This is a genomic window from Sulfurospirillum sp. HTRB-L1 (genome assembly GCF_059415125.1).
Map to the genome: position 1 here is coordinate 474,209 of NZ_JCAHZR010000002.1, position 21,178 is coordinate 495,386.

21 protein-coding genes and 5 tRNA genes are annotated in these 21,178 nt (G+C 44.5%); 5 read left to right on the top strand and 21 right to left on the bottom strand.

Annotation, left to right across the window (positions count from 1 at the left end; translation table 11 throughout):
- Positions 1 to 672 precede the first annotated feature (672 nt).
- The 6 genes from AC5SLM_RS05125 to AC5SLM_RS05150 form a co-directional block, all read right to left on the bottom strand.
- Positions 673 to 1,266: a YagK/YfjJ domain-containing protein gene (locus AC5SLM_RS05125; protein ID WP_495249857.1), complete on the bottom strand. Its 594-nt coding sequence runs from the start codon at positions 1,264 to 1,266 to the stop codon at positions 673 to 675.
- Between the two features lie 490 nt (positions 1,267 to 1,756).
- On the bottom strand, positions 1,757 to 2,071 hold the full coding sequence (locus AC5SLM_RS05130) for a DUF2958 domain-containing protein (protein ID WP_495249858.1): 315 nt from the start codon (positions 2,069 to 2,071) through the stop codon (positions 1,757 to 1,759).
- 1 nt (position 2,072) lies between these two features.
- Positions 2,073 to 2,723 (bottom strand): Rad52/Rad22 family DNA repair protein, encoded by a 651-nt coding sequence (locus AC5SLM_RS05135; protein WP_495249859.1) that lies wholly within the window; start codon positions 2,721 to 2,723, stop codon positions 2,073 to 2,075.
- A gap of 10 nt (positions 2,724 to 2,733) precedes the next feature.
- Positions 2,734 to 3,318 carry a siphovirus Gp157 family protein gene (locus AC5SLM_RS05140; protein WP_495249860.1) on the bottom strand — a complete coding sequence of 195 codons (585 nt, stop codon included), beginning with the start codon at positions 3,316 to 3,318 and terminating at the stop codon, positions 2,734 to 2,736.
- Between the two features lie 10 nt (positions 3,319 to 3,328).
- The gene (locus tag AC5SLM_RS05145; RefSeq protein ID WP_495249861.1) at positions 3,329 to 4,144 is read right to left on the bottom strand and encodes a DUF932 domain-containing protein; all 816 of its coding nucleotides are present in this window, start codon (positions 4,142 to 4,144) and stop codon (positions 3,329 to 3,331) included.
- Between the two features lie 116 nt (positions 4,145 to 4,260).
- Positions 4,261 to 4,467 carry a hypothetical protein gene (locus AC5SLM_RS05150; protein WP_495249862.1) on the bottom strand — a complete coding sequence of 69 codons (207 nt, stop codon included), beginning with the start codon at positions 4,465 to 4,467 and terminating at the stop codon, positions 4,261 to 4,263.
- Between the two features lie 462 nt (positions 4,468 to 4,929).
- Here AC5SLM_RS05150 and AC5SLM_RS05155 point away from each other — a divergent pair, with 462 nt between their 5' ends.
- Both AC5SLM_RS05155 and AC5SLM_RS05160 read left to right on the top strand, forming a co-directional pair.
- Positions 4,930 to 5,148 (top strand): helix-turn-helix domain-containing protein, encoded by a 219-nt coding sequence (locus tag AC5SLM_RS05155; protein WP_495249863.1) that lies wholly within the window; start codon positions 4,930 to 4,932, stop codon positions 5,146 to 5,148.
- 33 nt (positions 5,149 to 5,181) lie between these two features.
- Positions 5,182 to 6,012 carry a hypothetical protein gene (locus AC5SLM_RS05160; protein WP_495249864.1) on the top strand — a complete coding sequence of 277 codons (831 nt, stop codon included), beginning with the start codon at positions 5,182 to 5,184 and terminating at the stop codon, positions 6,010 to 6,012.
- A gap of 37 nt (positions 6,013 to 6,049) precedes the next feature.
- Here the strand turns inward: AC5SLM_RS05160 and AC5SLM_RS05165 are convergent, their stop codons facing one another.
- From AC5SLM_RS05165 to AC5SLM_RS05190, 6 genes are all read right to left on the bottom strand, one after another.
- A complete protein-coding gene (locus AC5SLM_RS05165) occupies positions 6,050 to 7,225 on the bottom strand; it encodes a hypothetical protein (RefSeq protein ID WP_495249865.1) in 1,176 nt (391 codons plus the stop codon).
- A 187-nt stretch (positions 7,226 to 7,412) separates the two neighbouring features.
- A tRNA-Leu gene (locus tag AC5SLM_RS05170) sits at positions 7,413 to 7,497 on the bottom strand.
- Positions 7,498 to 7,521: 24 nt separating this feature from the next.
- A tRNA-Arg gene (locus AC5SLM_RS05175) sits at positions 7,522 to 7,598 on the bottom strand.
- A gap of 23 nt (positions 7,599 to 7,621) precedes the next feature.
- Positions 7,622 to 7,698: transfer RNA gene (locus AC5SLM_RS05180), tRNA-Arg, on the bottom strand.
- A 19-nt stretch (positions 7,699 to 7,717) separates the two neighbouring features.
- Positions 7,718 to 7,794: transfer RNA gene (locus AC5SLM_RS05185), tRNA-His, on the bottom strand.
- 22 nt (positions 7,795 to 7,816) lie between these two features.
- Positions 7,817 to 7,894: transfer RNA gene (locus AC5SLM_RS05190), tRNA-Pro, on the bottom strand.
- 228 nt (positions 7,895 to 8,122) lie between these two features.
- On the opposite strand from AC5SLM_RS05190, the gene phsA reads away from it, so the two are divergent.
- The 3 genes from phsA to nrfD are packed head-to-tail and all read left to right on the top strand — an operon-like array spanning position 8,123 to position 11,951.
- Positions 8,123 to 10,411, top strand: a complete 2,289-nt coding sequence (gene phsA, locus AC5SLM_RS05195) for a thiosulfate reductase PhsA (RefSeq protein ID WP_495249866.1) — start codon at positions 8,123 to 8,125, stop codon at positions 10,409 to 10,411.
- A gap of 14 nt (positions 10,412 to 10,425) precedes the next feature.
- Positions 10,426 to 11,001 (top strand): 4Fe-4S dicluster domain-containing protein, encoded by a 576-nt coding sequence (locus AC5SLM_RS05200; protein WP_495249867.1) that lies wholly within the window; start codon positions 10,426 to 10,428, stop codon positions 10,999 to 11,001.
- Positions 10,998 to 11,951: an NrfD/PsrC family molybdoenzyme membrane anchor subunit gene (nrfD, locus tag AC5SLM_RS05205; protein ID WP_495249868.1), complete on the top strand. Its 954-nt coding sequence runs from the start codon at positions 10,998 to 11,000 to the stop codon at positions 11,949 to 11,951. The genes AC5SLM_RS05200 and nrfD overlap by 4 nt, the downstream gene beginning before the upstream one ends.
- Positions 11,952 to 12,017: 66 nt before the next feature.
- On the opposite strand, the gene AC5SLM_RS05210 is transcribed toward nrfD, so the two are convergent.
- Genes AC5SLM_RS05210 through tig form a run of 9 tightly spaced genes read right to left on the bottom strand, consistent with a single transcriptional unit; the run spans position 12,018 to position 21,165 of the window.
- Entirely contained in the window at positions 12,018 to 12,806 is a 789-nt protein-coding gene (locus AC5SLM_RS05210; protein ID WP_495249869.1) for a thiazole synthase, read from the bottom strand.
- 38 nt (positions 12,807 to 12,844) lie between these two features.
- Positions 12,845 to 14,188 (bottom strand): MATE family efflux transporter, encoded by a 1,344-nt coding sequence (locus AC5SLM_RS05215; RefSeq protein WP_495249870.1) that lies wholly within the window; start codon positions 14,186 to 14,188, stop codon positions 12,845 to 12,847.
- A 20-nt stretch (positions 14,189 to 14,208) separates the two neighbouring features.
- Positions 14,209 to 14,781, bottom strand: coding sequence for a phosphoribosylglycinamide formyltransferase (purN, locus tag AC5SLM_RS05220; protein WP_495249871.1), 573 nt, complete (start codon positions 14,779 to 14,781; stop codon positions 14,209 to 14,211).
- Positions 14,763 to 16,142, bottom strand: coding sequence for an NAD(P)H-hydrate epimerase (locus tag AC5SLM_RS05225; RefSeq protein WP_495249872.1), 1,380 nt, complete (start codon positions 16,140 to 16,142; stop codon positions 14,763 to 14,765). The genes purN and AC5SLM_RS05225 overlap by 19 nt, the downstream gene beginning before the upstream one ends.
- A gap of 10 nt (positions 16,143 to 16,152) precedes the next feature.
- Positions 16,153 to 17,661, bottom strand: coding sequence for a YifB family Mg chelatase-like AAA ATPase (locus AC5SLM_RS05230; RefSeq protein WP_495249873.1), 1,509 nt, complete (start codon positions 17,659 to 17,661; stop codon positions 16,153 to 16,155).
- 2 nt (positions 17,662 to 17,663) lie between these two features.
- A complete protein-coding gene (def, locus tag AC5SLM_RS05235; RefSeq protein ID WP_495249874.1) occupies positions 17,664 to 18,179 on the bottom strand; it encodes a peptide deformylase in 516 nt (171 codons plus the stop codon).
- Between the two features lie 11 nt (positions 18,180 to 18,190).
- Complete coding sequence (locus tag AC5SLM_RS05240) at positions 18,191 to 19,252, bottom strand: GGDEF domain-containing protein (protein ID WP_495249875.1); 1,062 nt, start codon at positions 19,250 to 19,252, stop codon at positions 18,191 to 18,193.
- Positions 19,253 to 19,273: 21 nt separating this feature from the next.
- The gene (gene clpP / locus AC5SLM_RS05245; protein WP_495249876.1) at positions 19,274 to 19,861 is read right to left on the bottom strand and encodes an ATP-dependent Clp endopeptidase proteolytic subunit ClpP; all 588 of its coding nucleotides are present in this window, start codon (positions 19,859 to 19,861) and stop codon (positions 19,274 to 19,276) included.
- Positions 19,861 to 21,165, bottom strand: a complete 1,305-nt coding sequence (tig, locus tag AC5SLM_RS05250; protein ID WP_495249877.1) for a trigger factor — start codon at positions 21,163 to 21,165, stop codon at positions 19,861 to 19,863. Before tig ends, clpP begins: the two co-directional genes overlap by 1 nt.
- Positions 21,166 to 21,178: the final 13 nt, after the last annotated feature.

Sequence of the window (21,178 nt, forward strand, 5' to 3'; positions counted from 1 at the left end):
GGGACTATTTAATAGGTCAATAAATTTTTGTAACAGTTATTCAAGATTCTCCACCTTCTGATGGCTATATAGATATTCCAGCTATTCTACTTAACTCTACATCTCTCATGCCGCAATACTAACTTATAAAATCCCAATAATATGTAATTTTGTTTTATGGTAACATATCTTTAATAAAATCTCTATTTTTGGACATTAAACCTTAAAGAATTTTTTACTTTTTATCGACCCAATTTTTTGGTTTAAATATTAGTCTTCTAAAAATATCTACAGCCATACTGCGCGCAAGAGTCATGCCCCAATATACTAATACCATCTATGAGCAAACGCTTCTAAATGAAATTATCTATCTTTTTTGTGTCTGATGAAGTCTACGGGTATTTCACTCCTGTCGCTCTCTTATTCTTCCTCGAAATAGCCCCTCGCACAAACGCTCTATCTTTCTCGCTCGTTTTTATCGGGTCAATGCTTTGCTCTTCTTTGCACAAGCAGAGTATAGCCTTCTCATAAAGAATATTTCGCTGAGCATTTATGCTTTACTTAGGATTTCAATAGCCGCCAGAATAAGCTTGGAATAGCCCATAGAAGACCTTATTTATAGGCTTTATTCCACTTTTATCAAATTTGTATTTTCTGTAAAATAGCCCACTTAAAGGCTATTTATAGAACATATTACTTGCCTCTTGGTCTTCCTGCTTTCTTCTTCTCCTTTGGCATAGTTCCTCTTACAAACGCCCTATCTCTACTGTTGCTTTTTACAGACTCAATACTTTGGTTTTCATCGTCTTTACAAAGATACGATAGTACATATTTATCTAAAACCTCTCGCTTTTGCACATCTGTGTGATTTAGCATACCCAATCCCTCATACTCGTATTTTTGGCGATTACAATTAAAGTAGCTGCCTTTGTCGTTCGTTAAGCCTCTCCAGTAATCACCAATCCTATCCCCTAAATAAGCATCCTTTTGCACTTTGTTACCATCGTACAAGAACACTGTATGGAAATGAATACCTTTATCTTCTGTTTGTTCTTTTAAGCACATATAGCCAACTTGATCCTCAAAGAGCAATGGCTTACCTCTTCGATTATTGAACATCCTGTTAAGATCCCTATTGGCCTCATCCAATGTAATACTATCGCTATATGGTTTTTTATAGCTTAAATCCACACGCAACACAAGCAGCTTTGAGTACTTAGCTTGTAGTGCTTCTAGGTACCCTTTTGTGCTTTCTAGTCTTTTATTAACCATTTTACTGTTTGACATTTCATATCCTTTTGTTTTATTTCAATAAAAGGTATGTATACAGATATTTTTATTTGAGCTATTCATGAATGAAGGTCTCAAGGCTATCTCTATGCAATACTCTAAAGAATATATCTACGATAAGTCATTGCTCTATATCTATGATTTATCTATTATTAATTATTTAATAATATTAATAACCTAAAATGGATGATTTTGAATATGGCCAATAAACTGTGTATACAGAATTTAAATAGTTCTGATTTTACGATGATTTATAGTGGGATAAGATATACAAAGTTAGGGAAAAAACAAACACACAGCTAGCCACCCTTGGCAAAGAATCACTTCTTCGCCAAGAGCAGTATGCGTTGTGCTTTTTTCCTAAGTTTTCTGCTAAGTCTTTCTTGAGAGAGCAAAAACTCCAACCCCTGTTCCGTCCATCCGTTGAAGTCCTTTTTTGCCTCTTGTGCAATGTAGTGATAAAAGGCTGTTTTAGTAGAGAGGGTATTCATGGGTGAGTGTGCTTAGATAAAAGAAGAGATAAGGGAGTGGGCGTAAAAGCGGTGTCGTACTCAACAGCCAAGCCAAACAGTCCTCTAACCCCGCCTATCTCTTTGAGGCTAAAATAGCCCAACTCATTTTCAAGTCCTTGCACATAGCCATAGCATGTGTCCATATCATCTTTAAAAAGCTCGATGATAAACCATGTCCAATTCCCATCAGGGGTAAAGAGCTTGACATGGCACAGGGGGTTTTCTTGGTCTTGGGTATCGTAAAGGTTTGGAATGGTGCTAAGGAGCGCTTGTGGTATGAACTCTTTCATCTTAGGCTGCTTGCTGTTCTTTGGGTTTATACCAAAGCCTAGAGACACCATCCCACTTAAACCCGCACGCTTTAATGGTGTCTCTTTTGCTAAAGATATCCTCTCCAATAACCACTAGGTTTTGTCCTTGCTCCATGACGGTTAAGCCAAGGTTGGTAAGCTTTGTGTGCTCTTGTGGGACAAGAGGGCGTGTGTGGTTGGAGGGTTGCGTTTGGGTGTGGTGGTGTTTGCTTTTATCGTAGAGGGAATTCCCAAACTGTGCGCCAAAGCTACGCAAGGCTCTTTTGATGGCATCGGTGACGGCTTCTTTGGCTCCGCCCTCGTGGGCATCACTGAGCATTTTGGCAATACCTGTACCAAACCCCACATCTTCCCTGTGGATGGATGCTACATGCTCTTCTTCCCATACGGTTACTCGCACCACTGCTTTGTAGCACACAACGGTGTTGGCATTAGCATTGGGTTCTTGGGAAACTTCCTCTAGGGATGTTATTTTATAGCTCCAGTTGCCATGGCCAAAGATTCTATTGGCAGTGTCTATGATGTCAAACCCCTCCAAATAGGAGAGGTCAACATTTCCTTTTGAGCGGGTTTTAATACGTGATGCATCAAGCTCTTGGCGCAAGATGCTGTGTTGGGACTGGGTAAACATCGATTCTCCTTTAGGCTGCTTGGGTAAGGCGCAACAGTTCGTCTGCTTGGGTGGTAGCACTGGTGCGTTTTACATTGACTTTAACACGAGCGGGTGTTGTGGCGGTGGTTGTCTCTACGGAGACATAAGCTCCTAGCTCTTCCATTCCTTCTTTTTCCATCACCGCTTTCTTTACTGCCTCTAAGTCTGGTTGGTACTTAATGTATCCAAGGCGCATGATTGCTTCTTGGTCAAGCACCTTGATAGAGGTTTCTGTTTTTACCGATTCTTTGGCAAGGGTGAGCGAGCTGATGATGTTGCCATCTATGCGGTCTATGCCGTTTTCCACAAAGAGGGTGGCAATGAGTTCTCTGGCGGTATCAAAGGAGTCTGATAGCCTCTTTTTGAGCTGTTGTAACTCTTTGATATCCTCTTGCAAGGCATCTATTTTTTCTTTTAGCTCCTGTAGCGACAACCCCACATAATCAGCCCTTCGGTAGTAAGGCTTGGAGGTGTCTTGGAGGATGGAGCGCACATAGTCGGTGAAGAACTGGGTGGACTTGCTTCCCGATAAGCTCTCAATGTGGGTTTGGAGTTGGTAGTTGACCAATTTCATATACGCCTCCTTATGCAGCCATCAAAGGCAGTGTTTTTAGATTAGCCATCATTTGCGCTGTGAGAAAGAGTTCTTTGTTGATTTTCAAATTAGCATCAATAGCGGTAATGGGCTTTGAGGTAAAGGGGCGACCTGTGGTCTTGTTGCTTCCTTTTACGCCACCTCTAATGACTGCCTCTTGAACACGGTTAAAGACACTCCACAAGGAAGGGTTATCATCCTCTTCCCGTTGTACACGCAACAGCTCCATGAAATCTACGGTGTGAATATCCCTATCAAAACGAATATCCACAGCAGCCTTTGCGAAAGAATGCTGTTCGGAATTGGAGAGTTCAATGGCTTTAAACTGGGCAATCTCTTTGTCCATGTGGGACATATGGGAAGTTACTTCCTCAATGGCAAGATGGACTTTTTCGAGGTTAAATCCTGCATGGATGATGGAGTGGTGGGAAAAAGTGTGTGAGGGCACGACCATCATATTAGCGCACACTATACGAAAAATAGCAAGATCAACAATGAATGAGGATGTTCTGTTGTGGGAATTGGTAAGCACTATATCTGCGTACTCTTCCTTGGCATCTGGTCGTAGGAGATTATCAAGGCTACGAAACTGCACGATGTGTTTTTGGTAGCCTTGGTTGAGGCTATTGCGCACTCGGCTTTGGCTTGCCATGATGGGGTAATAGCCCGCATTTCTGAATGTATCTAACACTGAATAGGTGGGTACAAAAGCATACCTGTCCGACACACCCTCAATGGGTGTCTCGGAGAAGATTGAAGGAGCGCAGCCATAGAGCTGTTCGTTTGTTAAGGGGGTAATTTGCATGGTTTAATCCTTTTGCATGGGGTGCAAAAACAGCTACTTGCCATTTTTTTCAAGGGCTTCTTTTAAGATAGCAACAACAGCCATTACCGCAGATAATATGACCGACATAGGAACCATTATGCCTCCTTGAGGGGACAGTAATCTGTGGTATTTGAAGGGGAGAGTGGGAGAGAGCGTTTGTCTTGAAGGGACATTTTAAACTCTTGCTCCATATACATAATCTCCTCTTCGCTAGGCGCATCAAGGGAGTCAAGCCAATCCTCAAGAGGAATATTCCTCTTGGGCTGGTTTACATGTAAGGGGTGGTGTAAGCAATTTTCCATCTTTAACGCCTCCAGTGGGTGAGCTTTGTTTGGAAGTACCTCACAAAACGAATCCACATAAACTTCCATGTAGGAACTCTAAAGGGAAGCTCATTACGGTGCTGTATTCTCTTTCTCCAATCCATTGTATTTCCTCCTGTGGGGATAGTCTAAAGCGGGGGAACTGCCTTAGCTATAGTTGTAATATGTGATTGAAAAAAGTTGGGATTAAAAGACGAAGGCGATGAGGAACTCTAGTCAAAGAATCGGGTAAATTTGTAAGCTTATCTTATATGCTGGCCTTAGAGTATGTGTCTTGGTGGCCCAGTTTTTCTTTTTAACTAGTTCAATCTTCTTTTTAACTAGTTAAAACAGACTTTTGGGTGATTTTATGAATGAGAAAAAAATCACCCCCTTTTTTTTCCTACTCGAAAATATGAGTCTTTGTATAATTCTTCCAGTAAACAGAAAAGGAGTTTGCAAATGAAATCAACATATGAAGAAATTATTCCTCAAGGCGTATTATTTAATTTAAAAGAAATTGAGGAGATGCGTTTAATAAAAGTAAGTACGGCTAAAAAACTAATATCTAGCAACAAGCTGGCAATTATTAAAATAGCATCGAAAATACATATTGCTAGAAATGAGCTTATTAGATATTTGGAAGCTAACACTATATCGAGCGTATTTAAAGAGAACTAAATTTATTAAAATCTATCTAGGGAGCATGAGCACATGAATGAATTGTGTAAAAAAATTTCAAATAAAGGCGAGTATGATTTAATGAAAAATTGGTTCACTACAATAAAAGAAAAGGAGTATAATCAAGTTATTCTACTATTTGCATTTCTTAAAACTACTGAGGTCTCTAAAATTGAGGAAGTTTTTTCATTGCTGAATTTCTCAGAAAAATGTTATAAAATCGCAAGAGTTGATAATTCCGCAGCTATTATTTCATCGGCAACTCAATCGCGCAGAAATCTAGTACTCTACACAAACAGTTTTTTATTGGATGTTGAGCAAATTGCTTGTGAGCACCCTATACTGTTGATCAATTGGATGGATATAACAGGAGAAAATGGTTTTAATTCAGAAAATTTTGTAAGTGATGTATCGAATCCCCCGGCCATAGACTATAATGAAATCCATGGGGCTTATGAAAATTATTTTTATATAAAAAGAAGGGACCCCTTGGAAATAATTAAAGAACCCAGCACTATAGAAATGTTTTTGCGCTTTGCCCTTCCTAGGAATAATTTAGCTCCTAGATATCGAAAAATAAATTCCTATAATAGTAGCAGAACCGATACTACTTATAACTACAAGAATGCCATAGTTTTTTTTATTAAAGAAAAAAAACTAACTGCGAGACTGGCTATTTTGATATATAAGGTCGCTTTTTTAAGGCCTAATGCATCTGATACTATGATTGGAAGATATTATGGTAAAGCATTTGGCTTTAAAGCAAAAAACACGCATGATAAACACAATAATATTATTATGGAAAAATGTTACGACCTGAGCAATGGCTTCAGGGTAGGTTTTTTGAAAGAAATTTGTACTTAGGTGGTGCGGCAGGTAGCATTGCCCAATGACTGGTGTCTTAATTAATAACCAAGGTTTTATACTTCAAGTCTTCAATAAACACCTTCATGAGCGCAAGTCTACTTTCAATTGTTTTAATGCTATAAAATGGTTTATGGTCAACACGACTAGTGTTGTAGATTGTATCGATACATTTTCCATTTTTAAACTCAGGATTCTTTTCACGAAATTCTGAGTATGAGATAACTTTAAACTTAGAATTATCACCCTTGTTCTTATCCTTTTTTATCTCAGTGTCTTCTTTTAAAACTTTTACACCATTGTATTCTGTTAAAATTTCTTGTATTTTTTGCATCGTTGTAGCTTTCTGCTCATCTTTGCTTTCTGAAAAATAGTCATAAATAAAAAAACAATCGGCCCACTCTTTCTGAGTCATGTCCTTAAATTCTTGAAAATCAAGATCATACTCTTGGCTTAAGAGTTCATATGGATTTTTGATTCCAGTTTTTTTGGCGTCATGATCATCTTTAACTTTGCTAACAAATTCTAAAATCTCTTTTTTAGGCAGTGAGATATTTATGACTATTTGCATTTGATTAACTTCGCGCATTCTTCTTTTAAAATTAGTCATAACTTTATTTATTGCAAAATAATCAGTATCTTCATAGCCTGCTTGATATAAAGCATAGCCATCATTGTTTGTAATAAAATTCTCTTTATATCGAGGAGAATCATCCCTTTGTTTTACACTTTCAAGAAAAATTTTGTTGGATATAAAGCTATTTACTTCTGTGTCAGTGCTAAAGAAAAAAGATTCATCATTTATGTATTCTTGCAGGTCAGGAGGCACAACGCATCCATTGTGGTGATACATGTAGTACCCCTCTTCCAGTAGTAGAGAAAAAGAAGCGAGATATGTCATTGATATTCCCCTCATGCTTGTAAAAGGGGATGAATTTTTAAAGTGCGAAAAATAGTCGTACTCGTCGAGTTTTTTTCTGGAAAACAAGAGTATATTTATCAAGTGTTTCCAAGAAGGGGAATTAGTTTTTACTGAAGATTCATCAGTCGAAAGTAATTTATGAATTTTGCCGAGAGCGTCCATTAAATGTAATATCATCTGAACTTCAGCATTTCTCATTCCCATCTCATATGCTATGCAATGAGTAAGTTCATACCCCTTAAAATTTTCTATTTCCTTGTAGGCTTCTGAGTCTCGCAAAATATTTTTCAAAATATTATCCAATCACTATTTGTTTAAAATAAATCAATTTCCGAATAATGCATTTTAATAAAATAAACTTGAGAAGATGTTGATTATGGCATTAATATTTTAAATGTGTACCCTAATGTGTACTTTTGAAGAGTATGAAGATAAAGAGAAAGATTTTGAAATCTCAGTGAAGCCCCTAAAATAGGGGTGGTGCGGATGAGAGGACTCGAACCTCCACACCGTCAGGCACCAGATCCTAAGTCTGGCGTGTCTACCAATTTCACCACATCCGCACATAAAAAAGAAGAACATTTCAGTGGTACGCCCGTCAGGATTCGAACCTGAGACCTACGGCTTAGAAGGCCGTTGCTCTATCCAACTGAGCTACGAGCGCATCTTTCGACTGAAGCGTTAAAATGGTGCGCCCGATAGGAGTCGAACCTATAACCTACAGATCCGAAGTCTGTTGCTCTATCCAATTGAGCTACGAACGCAAACGCGCTTTAGAAAAAATGGGGTGAGTGATGGGGATCGAACCCACGACCCTCAGAACCACAACCTGATGCTCTAACCGACTGAGCTACACTCACCATCTCAAAAAGCCTTAACGAATGGTCGGGGTGAAAGGATTCGAACCTTCGGCCCCTTGGTCCCAAACCAAGTGCGCTAACCAGGCTGCGCTACACCCCGAAAATCGGGACGACATTTCCCGCAGACGTTTTGAGGACGTAATTTTAGACAAATTAAATTTTTTTGTCAAGGATTTTAGTAGCTGACGAAAATATCTTACTATTTTAGTCTATCTTTCGCCAAAAAGCACGATTATTTTGACGAATTAACTTTTTAGATTAAGAATTTACGCTCAGTTTACGCAGCTAGTCTACTATGCCACCATCATATCTTAGAAAAGGATGAAAAATGACTCAAACGCTTAGTAGAAGAGGCTTTTTAAAGCTCTCTTCCGGAGCAGCGGCTGCGGTTGGTCTCTCGACCATTCCAGGGACGCTTGGCGCACTCAGCAAGGACCAAAAAGCCGTCACTGGGAGTGCTAAATTTGTACCCAGTATCTGCGAAATGTGTACCAGTTCTTGCACCATCGAAGCACGCGTAGAAGATGGAAAAGGTGTCTTTATTCGCGGCAATCCCAACGACAGGAGTCGCGGGGGAAGGGTGTGCGCTAGAGGAGGCTCAGGCTTTAATCAGCTGTACGATCCAATGCGCTTAGTGAACCCTATTATGCGTGTAGGTGAGCGGGGCGAAGGAAAGTGGAAGGAAGTCAGTTGGGACGAAGCTTACACTTTTATTGCAAAAAAAATGGACGAAATAAAAGAAAAATATGGGGCCCACACCATGGCATTTACTGCGCGCAGTGGATGGACAAAAGTTTGGTTTCACCACTTGGCGCAAGCTTATGGCTCACCCAATATTTTTGGCCATGAAGCAACCTGTCCATTAGCCTATGGCATGTCAGGTAAAGATGTTTATGGCAGCGGTGTTAACCGCGACTTCTCTAACGCCAAATACATCATCAACATGGGCCACAACGTCTTTGAAGGCATTGTTATCTCCTACGCTCGCCAATACATGAGTGCGATGCAAAAGGGAGCCAAGGTTGTAACCTTTGAACCTAGGCTTTCTGTTATGGCTGCTAAAGCAAGCGAATGGCATGCCATTAAACCAGGGCATGATTATCCGTTTGTGCTAGCGTTTATCAATGTACTTATTAGTGAAAACCTGTACGACAAAAAATTCGTAGAGAAAAACTGCGTAGGCTTTGAAGAACTTAAAGCGTCTGTGGCTGAATATACCCCTGAAAAAATGGCTTCTGAGTGCGACATTCCAGCAGATACCATTCGCCGTATTGCCCGTGAGTTTGCTGCGGCTGCTCCTAGGGCTATCTTTGATTATGGCCACCGTGTTACCCTTTCAGCCCAAGAGCTTGAATTGCGTCGCGCCATGATGATGGTCAACGCACTTGTGGGTGCTGTGGAAAAAGACGGCGGCTACTACTTCCCTAAAAGTGCAAGCCTTTACAACTCTTTCTTGGGCGAAGAAGACCCCAAAGCACCAGGGCTCAAGAAACCAAAATCACCGGCGTATCCCAAGATTGAAATGCCACGCATTGACCGCATTGGCGAAGAAGATTCTGAATTTTTCTTAGCCAGTAAAGGACAGGGGATTACGACATTGGTTCCCAAGGCAGCCTTAGAAGAACTTCCTGGCGTTCCTTATAAAATCCATGGATGGTTCATTGCGCGTAATAACCCTGTCATGAACTATTCAAACCTAGACACCGTTTTAAAGGGTATGAAGGCGATGGATTTGATTGTGGCAGTAGACTATCAAGTTTCTGACACCGCATGGTTTGCTGATGTTGTTCTTCCAGACACTACTTACCTTGAGCGCGATCAAGAACTCACAGCAGGCGGAGGCAAGAACCCAAGCTACAGCATTGGCCGCCAAAAAGTGGTTGACCCTGTTGGAAACTCTAAGCCCACATGGATGATTGCCAAAGAACTTGCCGCCAAAATGAATCTTAGTGACTACTTCCAATGGAAAGACATCGAGGATTACCGCTTGCAACAAGTAGGTGACAACGTTGATCTTTTAGCAGAGCTAAAACTCAAAGGCTTAAAAGGCTACGGCGTTCCGTTGATGCTTCAGGAAAAAGAGAGTGTTGCTAAGTTTGTCAAGCAATTCCCAGGAGCTGCTGCCAAAGTCAACGAAGAGGGCACCTTTGACCTTCCTAAGAAGATTCAACTTTTTAGCCCAAAACTTGAAAAAGTTTCTGGCACAGGCGGGTTAAAATACAACCCCTACAAATACAAAGAGTCTGACGAATTGTATTTCATCAATGGAAAGTCTGCTGTGCGCACCAATGGTGCAGGCGGCAACAACGTATGGCTTAACAACCTCCAAAGCGACGCTGGTGCATGGATTCACCCCAATACTGCCAAAAAATTTGGCATCAAAGATGGTGATGATATCGAACTGTACAACAAATACTCTGCACAGCGCGGCAAAGCGTTGGTCACAGAAGGTATTCGTGAAGACACCGTGTTTGCCTATATGGGATTTGGGCACATAAGCAAAAATTTACGTCACCATAGCAAGGGAATTCATAGCAACGCGCTATACCCCTCCTTTACTGGACAAAATTCCGGTATGGACTTGCATGTTGTTGGCGTCAAAATTAGAAAAGTATAAGGGAGGGAACAGTCATGGCTAAAAAATATGGAATGATTCACGATGAAAATCTGTGCATCGGTTGCCAAGCATGTAATATCGCGTGTCGGTCAGAAAACGACATCCCTGAGAGCGTCTATCGTTTGCAAGTATGGGTCAATGGGCCCAAAAAGCTTGCCAATGGGAATATGTTGTTTGAATTTCACCGCCAATCCTGTGTCCATTGTGATGACACACCTTGTGTAAAAGTGTGCCCTACTGGCGCCTCTTACATTGATGAAAATGGGATTTCTTTGGTCAATATTGATAAATGTGTGGGCTGTTTATACTGTAACGCGGCGTGCCCTTATGATGCCCGTTATGTACATCCTGGACACAAGGCACCTGATAAGTGTACCTTTTGTAAAGAGACACGCCTTGGACGCGGCGAAGAGCCTGCGTGTGTGACCGTATGTCCCACCGACGCGCTTGTCTTTGGTGATATCAATGACCCAACAAGCAAGATCAGCAAAACCCTCTCTGAGCGCGTTACATACCGCCAAAAAGAGAGCCTTGGCACGAAGCCAAAAATGTTTATCGTACCTAATAAGAAGGGAGGAATTCAGTCATGAGTCCAATGTGGGGATCTACCGTACAATACGGCGGCATCGTTTGGCCTTGGCCAATCGCAGTGTACCTCTTTTTAGCAGGTCTTTCAGCAGGTGCGATTATTTCAGCAATCGTTATTAAATGGATGAAAGGGAACGACAGTTCTCCTTGGGATGGTATCATTAAAGCGGGTGCGATTCTTGCGCCCGTGACTATCGGTGCGGGCTTAGTGCTTTTGATTGCTGACCTTACCCGCCCACTTCATTTTTGGAAATTGCTCATTAACTACAACTTTGGTTCCATGATGACTATCGGGGTGTTGGCTTTGTTTGCTTACTTTCCTGTCATCATCGTCTTTTTCTTGGGTATTTTCCGAAAACCGCTCATCGATGAGGGCCCTTTTGGCTTCTTGGCTCCTTTGGCGGATATTGCCAAAAATCAAGCTAAGCTTCTTGAGGTGATTACGCTCATCCTAGCAGTAGGTGTTGGTGCATATACGGGCTTCTTGCTCTCAGCGATGAATGCCTATCCGTTACTTAATACACCGACTTTGCCACTGCTTTTCTTGGCATCGGGTATTTCAGCGGGCATTTCAGCCAACCTTATCGTAGGGCTTATATTCTTCAAAAGCACTACCGGTGAAGAAAATGTTAGCTACTTACACGGGCTAGACTTTAAAGTCATTCTAGCCGAAATGTTCATCCTGGTTGCCCTTTTTAGTGGCATGTACTACCAAGGTGGCGCGGCGGCAAGTGTCGCGGCGGCGGCACTAACAACGGGTGGCTTTGCAACCTTATTTTGGGTAGGTGTTTTTGGGGTTGGTCTTGCGGCTCCAGTAGGACTAAATATCGTCATGCCTCACAGCGTGAAACACTCTACTGCCTTCATCATCTTCAACGCTTTCTTGGTGCTTGCAGGGGTTATGGCACTACGTTTTTACATCCTCTACGCTGGCCAGACATTCGTCGGCTAGCTTCTTAGGAGCCTCCAAGCGAGGCTCCTTTTTCCTCTTTTAAGCTTCTTTCAAAATCAAAACTTCTTAACTTCTTCCAAACTCGATGAGGCCTTCTGTGGGCGAGCTTGCGGTGGCGAAGGGTTTTTTCAAAATGCGTCCGGCTAAAAAGCTTTCGCGCCCTGCAATAACCGCGTGCTTCATGGCGCGTGCCATACGGATGGGGTCCCCAGCTTGGGCAATGGCGGTGTTGGTGAGCACACCATCCGCGCCAATCTCCATCGCAATCGCCGCGTCACTAGCACACCCAATCCCCGCGTCCACAATCACAGGCACCTTGACTGCTTCTTTGATAAACAGCACGTTGTACCTGTTTTGGATGCCCAAACCGCTTCCGATGGGTGCGGCCAATGGCATAACCGCGTGAGAGCCCGCATCTTCAAGGCGTTTGGCCATGATAGGGTCGTCGTTGGTGTAAGTCATGATGGTAAAGCCATCGCGCGCTAACACTTCGCAGGCTTTGAGGGTTTCCATTACATCGGGGTAGAGGGTTTTGGCCGTGTCGCCGATGACTTCGAGTTTAATAAGGTCGATGCCCGTAGCTTCACGCACCATGCGAAACAAGGTGATGGCCTCTTCGGCCGTCGTACATCCTGCGGAATTTGGTAAAAGCTTGATATTGGTATCTTTAAAATAGTCCAACAAATTCTCTTCATTGGGGTTGGTGATATTCACACGGCGCACCGCTACGGTGATGAGTTCTGACCCACTGGCTAACGTCGCGTCTCGCGTGGTTTGAAAGTCGGGGTATTTGCCACTGCCTACGATTAACCGGCTACCTAGCGTCACATTTCCAACCTTTAAGGTATCGTTCATTTTACATCCTTTGTGTTATCTTTACATGTAAGGGATTTTTATACCACACGGGCACTTAAAGCCCTATATGTCACCCACCCCATAAACGCAGCCGCCGAATAGACAATAAAAAAGAACCCAATCCAAATGGCCACATAAGGCATCTGTAGCCACGAAACGATGATGGAAAAAAGGGCGATTTTAGCAAAGATTTGGCGGTACAGTCCCACCGCGACGATGACTTTGGGCTGTTTGATGCCTTGCATGGTCGAAACGCAGGTAAACAAGATGACGTACCCAAAGAAGATAAACACCTCGATGTACAAGTAGGTCATAGCATACTCCACCACCGCTGGCGTGGCATCAAATCGGGAAACCACCCACTCGCCCACCGTGTAGCCTAGCACGACGCCAAGGGCACAGATGGCAAAGCCGTATTTTATGGCCAACACGACGGTTTCTTTCACCCGCGCGTACTGTTTGGCCCCAAAGTTGTTGGACACCAACGAAAGCACTGCGGAGCTGATGCCAAGGGCGGGTAAGAGCATGATTTGTTCCACCCGAAACGCAATCCCATACCCCGCGACCGCTTGGTAGCCGTACTGGGCCACGTAGTAAATGGTAATGACCGAGCCCATGGACATGGTGAGCATATTAAGGCTTGGCGGAAGCCCTTGGGATAAAAAAGTGCGGTAGATGCGAACATCGGGCAAAAACAACCGTGGGCACTGCCACTGAAACATTCCCACTTGGCGCACCTTAACCCCCAAGTACACCACACTCACCCCTTGAATGCACACCGTCGCTAGCGCAATCCCTCCAATGCCAAGGGCAGGCAAAGGACCAAAACCGTAGATAAACAGGGGGTTAAGCATGAGGTTCAAGAAAAACCCCGCGATAAGCATGTTACGGTAGGTTTTCGTGTCGCCAAGGGCCACCAAAATGGCATTAAGCGCGTAGGTTCCCATGAACAACGGCGTGGCCACCAAAATGGTTTGAATATACGTCAGTGCCAAAGGCAAGTAGTTCTCCTGTGCCCCCAACGCGCGCAACACCCACGGTGCACTCCACGCGCCCAACAGGGCTAACACAGAACCTAACACTACCACAAACACCAACCCCTTATGGGCGTACAAAGTGGCTAAAAAAGGGCGTTTTTTCCCTAACGCATTGCCAATGAGCGCCGTGATGGCCGAGCCAAATCCAAAACCCACACCCACGACCGCAAAGTAAAGAAAAAAGCTTACCGAAAGCCCCGCCACCGCTTCTGTGGAAATGAGGCCCGCGTAAAAGGTATCCACCACGTTATAAAGGGTGTTAAATAAAATCCCCGTACTCGCAGGGATAGCAAGCTCTTTGAGCAGTTTGGGGATGGGTTCTGTGATTAAACGATTATCGCGCATGGGGGCTTACATGTAAGGGGTTAACATAAGAGTTTCACCACCGCTTTTGGCAACAGTCGGTGTTCGAGTGAGCGAATCTTTGCTTCAAAGGCTTCGTAAGACATCTCCGCTTCTTTAGCAAACGCTTCTTGCAAGATTATCTCCCCGCCATCAAGCTCTTCACTCACAAAATGCACGCTCACGCCCGCTTCTTTAACCTTCGCTTCGTAGCTTTCCTTGATAGCATTGGCGCCTTTAAACAAAGGCAAGAGCGAAGGGTGCAGGTTGATGGCTTTGACATTTTGGGTAAACACGGGGCTTAGGATGCGCATAAAGCCCGCCAACACCACCAAATCTACATGTGCGTTTTGAATCACCTCCACCACCGCTCCATCAAAGGCCTCGCGGCTTTCAAACAAGGTATGGTCAATCACCACAGGTTCGATGCCGTAGTGGCGAGATTTTTCAATACCCCCCGCGTTGGGTTTGTTTGTTAGCGTGAGCACAACCTTTAACGTTGTGCCACTAAAATTATGCCCATGCAAGGTTCTAAGCAACGACTCAAGATTGCTCCCCTTTCCACTAAACAACACCGCTAGCCGTTTTTCAGGCATGCCACTCCTTCAATCAAACGCTCAGGGGTGAGCGCGTATGTATTTCCCTCATAGGCTTGCGCGGCTAACGCATGGGCTAACACTGCGGTGATAGCGGCTTCTTTAGGCCCATAACCTTGTGCCAAAAGTGCTCCTATCATGCCCGCTAGCACATCACCACTTCCCCCTTTAGAAAGAGCAGGAGAGCCAAAAGGACAGAGGTAAACTTCCCCCTTATAGGCGACTAACGTATGCACTCCTTTGAGCACTAACACGCTCTTGGTTCCAAGGGAAAACTGGCGCGCAAGGGAAATGCGGTTTGCCTGGACTTTCTCCACGTCTACTACTCCTAACCCAACGCGCTTCATTAACGCGCAAAATTCTTTAGGATGGGGAGTAAACACCACTGGCTTTGTGTGGTGGTACAGTGCTTTTACCATGGCCCTATCGCATACGTCTGCATCGGCCACTACCGCGCACGCACTTTCCACAAGTAAGGTCTTAAGGGTTGCTTCTTCAAGTGCCTCTCCAAGGCCCATTCCTGCAACAATTGCTGTGGCTTTAGGGGGTAGTGTGGCAGTTTTCATGAGACGAGGAGGCAAGGAGGCTTCGCCCAAATAACTCGCCAACCCCGCCCCAAAAGAAAATGCAGCCATGGCCGCCAAGATGCCCGCCCCTTCTTTTTCGCCGCCCACGACCAGCACGTGACCAAAATCTCCTTTGTGAGACACGGGATTGGTGCGGTGGGGTAAGTGCATGTCTTGGGCACTTAAGACCTGTGTTTGGCTTGGAACTTCGTACATGTAACGGGGCACACCAAGTTCGGCCACCACTATCTTACCCACCACGCCTTTGGCATTTTCTAAAAACAACACTTCTTTGAGCGCGCCCATTGTCACGGTCACATCTGCTTGAAACACACCCACACCCAGTCCCAGTCCCGTGGGGATATCGCAAGCAATCTTGCGGGCATCTTGCGCGTTGAGGGCTTCTATTAATGCCACCATGGGCGCATCTAGGGGGCGGGTTTGACCGCTTCCAAAAAGTGCATCCACCACCACATCTGCGGCTTCTACCTTCTCAATAACCTTTACATGTAAGGCTTTTGCACGAGCATATTGCAGCTTTGCTAGTGGGGATTTCACGCCAAGGGGAAGCATCACGCTAACCTCGCACGCCCCACACAAAAGCCGTGCACACGCTAAGCCATCCGCACCGTTGTTCCCAGGGCCACACACGATGAGCACTGAGGCGTGGGGTTGTTCCAAGACTGCGTTGCAAAGCGCGAGGGCAGCGTGTTCCATCAGTACTTCTTCGCTCAATCCAAACACTTCACCACACCGCTTATCTAACGCTTCGACGTGTTCATAAAGAGGGTACATGGGTTTCCTTTTAACGTTGACGAAAGCTAAGTGCCTCTAAAATATGGGCATCCATGAGCTCCCCACTTCCCTCCAAATCTGCAATCGTGCGTGCGACTTTAAGGGTTTTATTGATGGCGCGATGGCTAAGACCATAACGTGAAGCCGCTTTTTCCAAGACGGCTTTTGCCGCTGGGGCGAGCAAACAAACACGCACCAACTCCTGATCATTAAGTTTACCATTAAGTTCTTGTTGTCCACGCGCTTTTTGCCGAGTAAACGCTTCAAGCACGTGTTGGTGTAAGGTTGCCGAAGAGACCGATGTGCTTCCACGCTCCTCGTCCATTTGCACGTACAAATCAATGCGATCCAAAAGCGGACCAGAAAGGCGCGCTTTGTAGCGGGCTATTTCCACCTCCGAGCATCGGCACGGTTTTGCCAAGCTAAAGCGATGGCCACACGGGCAGGGGTTTTGAGCGGCCACAAACAGGAACTTTGTTGGGTACGTCACCTTAGTGTTGACGCGCGAAATAAGCACCTTCCCATCTTCCAAAGGTTCGCGCAAACTCTCCAACACCTGCTTCGTAAAATGGGGGAATTCATCAAAAAACAAAATCCCATGATGGGCTAGTGCCACCTCGCCTATCCTGGCTTGGCCGCTTCCACCCCCAAAAATCGAAGGGCGCGAGGAGGTGTGATGGGGGCTTCTAAAGGGGCGCAAGGTGTCAAACTCTGCATCTTCCCCGTCCAAAGAGCGGTGCGCTGTTGTTTCAAGCACCTCGCTCACACTCATGGGTGGTAAAATGTAGCGCAACCGCTTAGCGCTCATGCTTTTACCACATCCTGGACTCCCCTCAAACAAGATGTTATGCATCCCCGCAGCGGCAATGAGTGCGGCGCGCTTGGCACGTTCTTGACCTCGAATGTCGGCAAAGTCCAGGAGGTATTGGGTATTGTGCACATAAGGCGCACCTTCAATCCACACAGGGTTTGCAAAAAGCGGATGGGTGTTTACATGTAAGGCATTTTCTTGGGTGTTTGGGTCTTGAAAAAACCCCATAGCCTCACTTAAGGAACCCACGGCATACACTTCAAGTCCGGGGATTTGCGAGGCACGCTTGGCGATGCTTAGAGGCACGAGTACTTTTGCGTTTTCCACCGCCGAAGCAAGAGAGAGGAGAAGGGAGAACAAGGTTGCTGTGGATTTAACTACCCCATCAAGCCCAAGCTCCCCAAAGACAAAAAAATCTCCAAAATCGACCCGCTCTTTTTGCAACACAATTAATAAGGCGATGCCAAGGTCAAAATGGCTACCTTCTTTGCGCAAATCCGAAGGCGAAAGGTTGATGGTAATTTTTTGGGCAGGAAAGGCAAACCCCACGCCCAAAAGGGCGGATTTAATGCGGTCTTTGCTTTCTTGAATGGCTTGCGAAGGAAGGCCTACGATGGAAAACCCGGGCAACGCGCGCACAAAGGCGGATTCCACCTCTACCACATGCGCCGTGTTGGCATCTAGCGTGGCACACCCAAGGCGTTTCACGTTTACACCTTTTCGCGTTGGCGTTTTTTAAACTCTTTGTCAAATTTTTTACGCTTGAGATAGGAAATCTTTTCAATAAATAATTTTCCCGCCAAATGGTCCATCTCGTGCTGCATCGCAATGGCCCACAAATCTTCCAAGGCTTCTTCAATCACTTCGCCAAAACGGTTTTGGTAGCGCACGGTAATCGCCTTAGCACGCTCCACTTCCTCATAAAACTCAGGCACACTCAAGCACCCTTCTTTGTACACCGTTGTTCCACTTTTCTCGACAATAACAGGGTTGATGACCTCTTTAAGCTCGGCCTTGTCTTGAAAACCTTCTTCGTTGACAAGGTTGATAATGAGCACATTCAACGGCACCGCTACTTGGATGGCCGCAAGACCGATGCCATCTTTTGCCAACATGGTTTCGTACATATTATCAAGCAACATGTGCAAGGAGGCATCAAACGCTTCCACGGGGCGAGAAATTTCCCATAAACGCTTATCAGGGTACGTAATCACTTCCAAAACCACTATGCCGTCCTTTACAGTGTGCCCACAGCGTATGCTTCTTGGTCGCGTCCACTCAAAGGCAGGGCATCCAGTGCCGCAATCAAGCTCTCATCAACGCCCTTATCGCCTTGAAGTTCTACAATCGCTAGTTCAATATCAATATCCAATTCCATTTCTCCAATAAAAAAACTGGTCGCATAAATCAACTCCGCAATGCGTTCGCAAGCTTTTTTACCACTTTCAATATTGGTGTGTTTCATCACCATAGCAAAAACACCCTCGCCATAATGGGCCACAACGTCGCTTCGTCTGGATGTTTTGAGCAACAGCTTTGAAATATTGCGCAACAACACCGCGCGGTCTTTTGAGTTAATAATGCGACTAAGCGCTGCATCTTTGACTTTAAGAAGCATCAAGGTGCTTGAGTAGCCATACTTTTTGATGCTTTCTTTTTCGCTCTCAAGGGTTTTAATCAAATAGCGTTTGTTATAAATCCCATAGCGCGTGTCAAAAATTGCTTCTTGTTCGATGGATTTTAGGGTTGCGCCCGCTTTTTCATAGCCGTCTTTCAATCCCGCAAGTTGGCGCTCCATCAAAGAGCTCAACTTGCTTAAATCCCCGCCAAACGTAGTGATAACATTCTGAACAGAAAGTTGGCTCGTATTGATTGCCAACTCATCTTGACGTTTTTTTACCAAACCTTTCATGACAGTCAGGTTCTTGTAAATCGTCGCGATTCCTTGGAGCATTCCTTTGATTTGAGAAAACCCTTCTTTGATTTCCCGCTCAATCTTGGCGCGTTGCTCATCGTCATTGGCCGTATCTGCTTCTAGTAACTCGTTAATCCGTTTACGAAAAGAGAGGGGTTTTTGCTCAAGCAGTTTTTCAAAATAAATCTGAAAATTTGCAGGAGTGGGAGGAACATTTTCTTCAATGAGTTGCTTTAAAACATAGTGGGAAAACTTCTCCAAGTCACTTCCCTCAGGAGAAGCGGGGACAGGAGCGGTGGTTTCGGCTGGCTTTACGGGCTCTGGGTCTTTTACTGTTGCTCTTGTGAGCGTGCCACGAATCTTATTTTTATCCAATCGAACCATCGCTTCTCTCTCCTTAAGTGCCTATTTAAAGCTTTTTTCCAACACTTTATCAATCAATCCATACTCTTTGGCTTCTTTGGCGCTCATGAAAAAGTCACGATCGGTATCTTTGGCAATCTTCGCCACACGTTGATTTGTATTTTTTGCCAAAATATCATTAAGCGTGCTTTTAAGACGCAAAATCTCACGGGTTTGAATCTCAATATCCGTCGCCTGCCCTTGCGCACCGCCTAAAGGCTGGTGAATCATGATGCGTGCATTGGGAAGCCCATAGCGCTTACCCTTGGCGCCGCAACTAAGCAAAAAGGCGCCCATAGACGCCGCTTGACCGATGCAAATCGTACAAACATCGGGCTTGATATAATTCATCGTGTCGTAGATGCTAAACCCGCTGGTGACAACGCCACCTGGAGAGTTGATGTACAAGTAGATGTCTTTATCAGGATCCTCTGCTTCCAAAAAAAGCAGTTGCGCCACGATGCTAGAAGCGACAGGATCGTTGATTTCGCCACTGAGCATAATGATGCGGTCTTTTAAAAGCCGAGAATAAATATCGTAACTACGCTCGCCACGTCCTGTTTTTTCAACAACATAAGGAATGTAGCTCATTACTTCGCCTTGCTCTCTTTGTCAAAGAGTTTTGTAAAGAGTTTGTCTTCAATCATGGCCATCTTCACTGCAGGAAGCACGCCTTGGTTTTTGTACATCTCTACATACTGCTTGGGGTCTTGGCCTTGTTGCATTGCTTCGTAATAAAGGGTTTGAAGCACTTCTTGGTCGGCTACAGAAATGTCATTGATTTTTGCAAGTTCATCGACAATAAAGGTCAACTTAACACTTTTTGTCGCCTCAACACGGAAGGTTTCGCGTTTTTCTTGTACTTTATCTGGGTTGCTTCGGAACTCTTCTAGCTCCTCTTCGGTAAAGTTTTGCCATTGGCTTCTAAACTGCAAGTCAATCTCTTGCTCAACAATATTTTCAGGAAGGTCAAAAACAAGTTTTTCAACGACGGCTTCAATAAATTTTGGCTTAAGTTCGTCGCCAATGAGTTTAGAGATTTTTTCGTTCTTGATTTGGTCTTTGATGCGCTGCTCCAACACCTCAACCGTTACATTTTCTTCACCAGGAAGTAAGCGTTTTAGGGTTTCTTCATCGGGGGTTTTGGAAACGACTTTACCCTGAATCTCGTGAAGTTTCACTTTAAACACCGCCTCTTTTCCAGCCAAGTGTTTTGCACCGTACTCAGCAGGAAAATTAACAACCACATCACGCGCTTCGCCTGCTTTTAATCCCACCATGCCTTCTTCAAACCCAGGGATGAATTGGTTGCTGCCAATATCAAGCAAGTACCCTTCGGCTTTTCCGCCCTCAAAGGCTTCGCCGTCGATAAATCCTTCAAAATCAAACAAGGCTGTGTCACCTTTTTCAAGGGCACGGTCTTCTTCGATTTTTTTCAAAGGCGCTACCATTTCAAGCAATTTTTCCACACGCTCACCAATCTCTTTTTTGGTCACTTTAGGCGTGGCGTACTCAGGGATACACGCTTCGTAGCCTTCCACCGCAACTTCGGGTCTAAAGGAGATTTTAATCTCCACATCAAGACCATCTTCAGCGCGTTCAAATTTGCTCACTTGAGGTTCGCCTACGATGTTTTTAGCGTCTTTTTCCAATGTTTTGAGGCTTTCATCAAGCAATCTTTGAAGCGCTTCTTGTTCTGCGTCTTGTTGAATTTTATCACCAAAGCGCTTCATCACGACAGCCATCGGTACTTTTCCTGCTCTAAATCCGTCAACTTTTGCATCTTTAGCGACTGATTTGGCGATTTTCTCTTGCTTTTTCGCAAGCTGTTCTTTGCTAATCTTTGCCGCAGCAATTGCATTCGCACCGTCTGTCATTTTCGCTGTAACTTCCATAGAGTCCCTTTTT

Excerpts from the sequence above, each read along its gene's own strand:
- phsA (WP_495249866.1), top strand. The coding sequence starts at position 8,123 with ATGACTCAAACGCTTAGTAGAAGAGGCTTTTTAAAGCTCTCTTCCGGA.
- AC5SLM_RS05200 (WP_495249867.1), top strand. The coding sequence starts at position 10,426 with ATGGCTAAAAAATATGGAATGATTCACGATGAAAATCTGTGCATCGGT.
- AC5SLM_RS05210 (WP_495249869.1), bottom strand. The coding sequence starts at position 12,806 with ATGAACGATACCTTAAAGGTTGGAAATGTGACGCTAGGTAGCCGGTTA.
- AC5SLM_RS05155 (WP_495249863.1), top strand. The coding sequence starts at position 4,930 with ATGAAATCAACATATGAAGAAATTATTCCTCAAGGCGTATTATTTAAT.
- AC5SLM_RS05130 (WP_495249858.1), bottom strand. The coding sequence starts at position 2,071 with ATGAAAGAGTTCATACCACAAGCGCTCCTTAGCACCATTCCAAACCTT.
- AC5SLM_RS05225 (WP_495249872.1), bottom strand. The coding sequence starts at position 16,142 with ATGTACCCTCTTTATGAACACGTCGAAGCGTTAGATAAGCGGTGTGGT.
- AC5SLM_RS05140 (WP_495249860.1), bottom strand. The coding sequence starts at position 3,318 with ATGAAATTGGTCAACTACCAACTCCAAACCCACATTGAGAGCTTATCG.
- tig (WP_495249877.1), bottom strand. The coding sequence starts at position 21,165 with ATGGAAGTTACAGCGAAAATGACAGACGGTGCGAATGCAATTGCTGCG.
- clpP (WP_495249876.1), bottom strand. The coding sequence starts at position 19,861 with ATGAGCTACATTCCTTATGTTGTTGAAAAAACAGGACGTGGCGAGCGT.
- AC5SLM_RS05160 (WP_495249864.1), top strand. The coding sequence starts at position 5,182 with ATGAATGAATTGTGTAAAAAAATTTCAAATAAAGGCGAGTATGATTTA.
- AC5SLM_RS05145 (WP_495249861.1), bottom strand. The coding sequence starts at position 4,144 with ATGCAAATTACCCCCTTAACAAACGAACAGCTCTATGGCTGCGCTCCT.
- AC5SLM_RS05240 (WP_495249875.1), bottom strand. The coding sequence starts at position 19,252 with ATGGTTCGATTGGATAAAAATAAGATTCGTGGCACGCTCACAAGAGCA.
- purN (WP_495249871.1), bottom strand. The coding sequence starts at position 14,781 with ATGCCTGAAAAACGGCTAGCGGTGTTGTTTAGTGGAAAGGGGAGCAAT.
- AC5SLM_RS05135 (WP_495249859.1), bottom strand. The coding sequence starts at position 2,723 with ATGTTTACCCAGTCCCAACACAGCATCTTGCGCCAAGAGCTTGATGCA.
- AC5SLM_RS05215 (WP_495249870.1), bottom strand. The coding sequence starts at position 14,188 with ATGCGCGATAATCGTTTAATCACAGAACCCATCCCCAAACTGCTCAAA.
- nrfD (WP_495249868.1), top strand. The coding sequence starts at position 10,998 with ATGAGTCCAATGTGGGGATCTACCGTACAATACGGCGGCATCGTTTGG.
- AC5SLM_RS05125 (WP_495249857.1), bottom strand. The coding sequence starts at position 1,266 with ATGTCAAACAGTAAAATGGTTAATAAAAGACTAGAAAGCACAAAAGGG.
- AC5SLM_RS05150 (WP_495249862.1), bottom strand. The coding sequence starts at position 4,467 with ATGGAAAATTGCTTACACCACCCCTTACATGTAAACCAGCCCAAGAGG.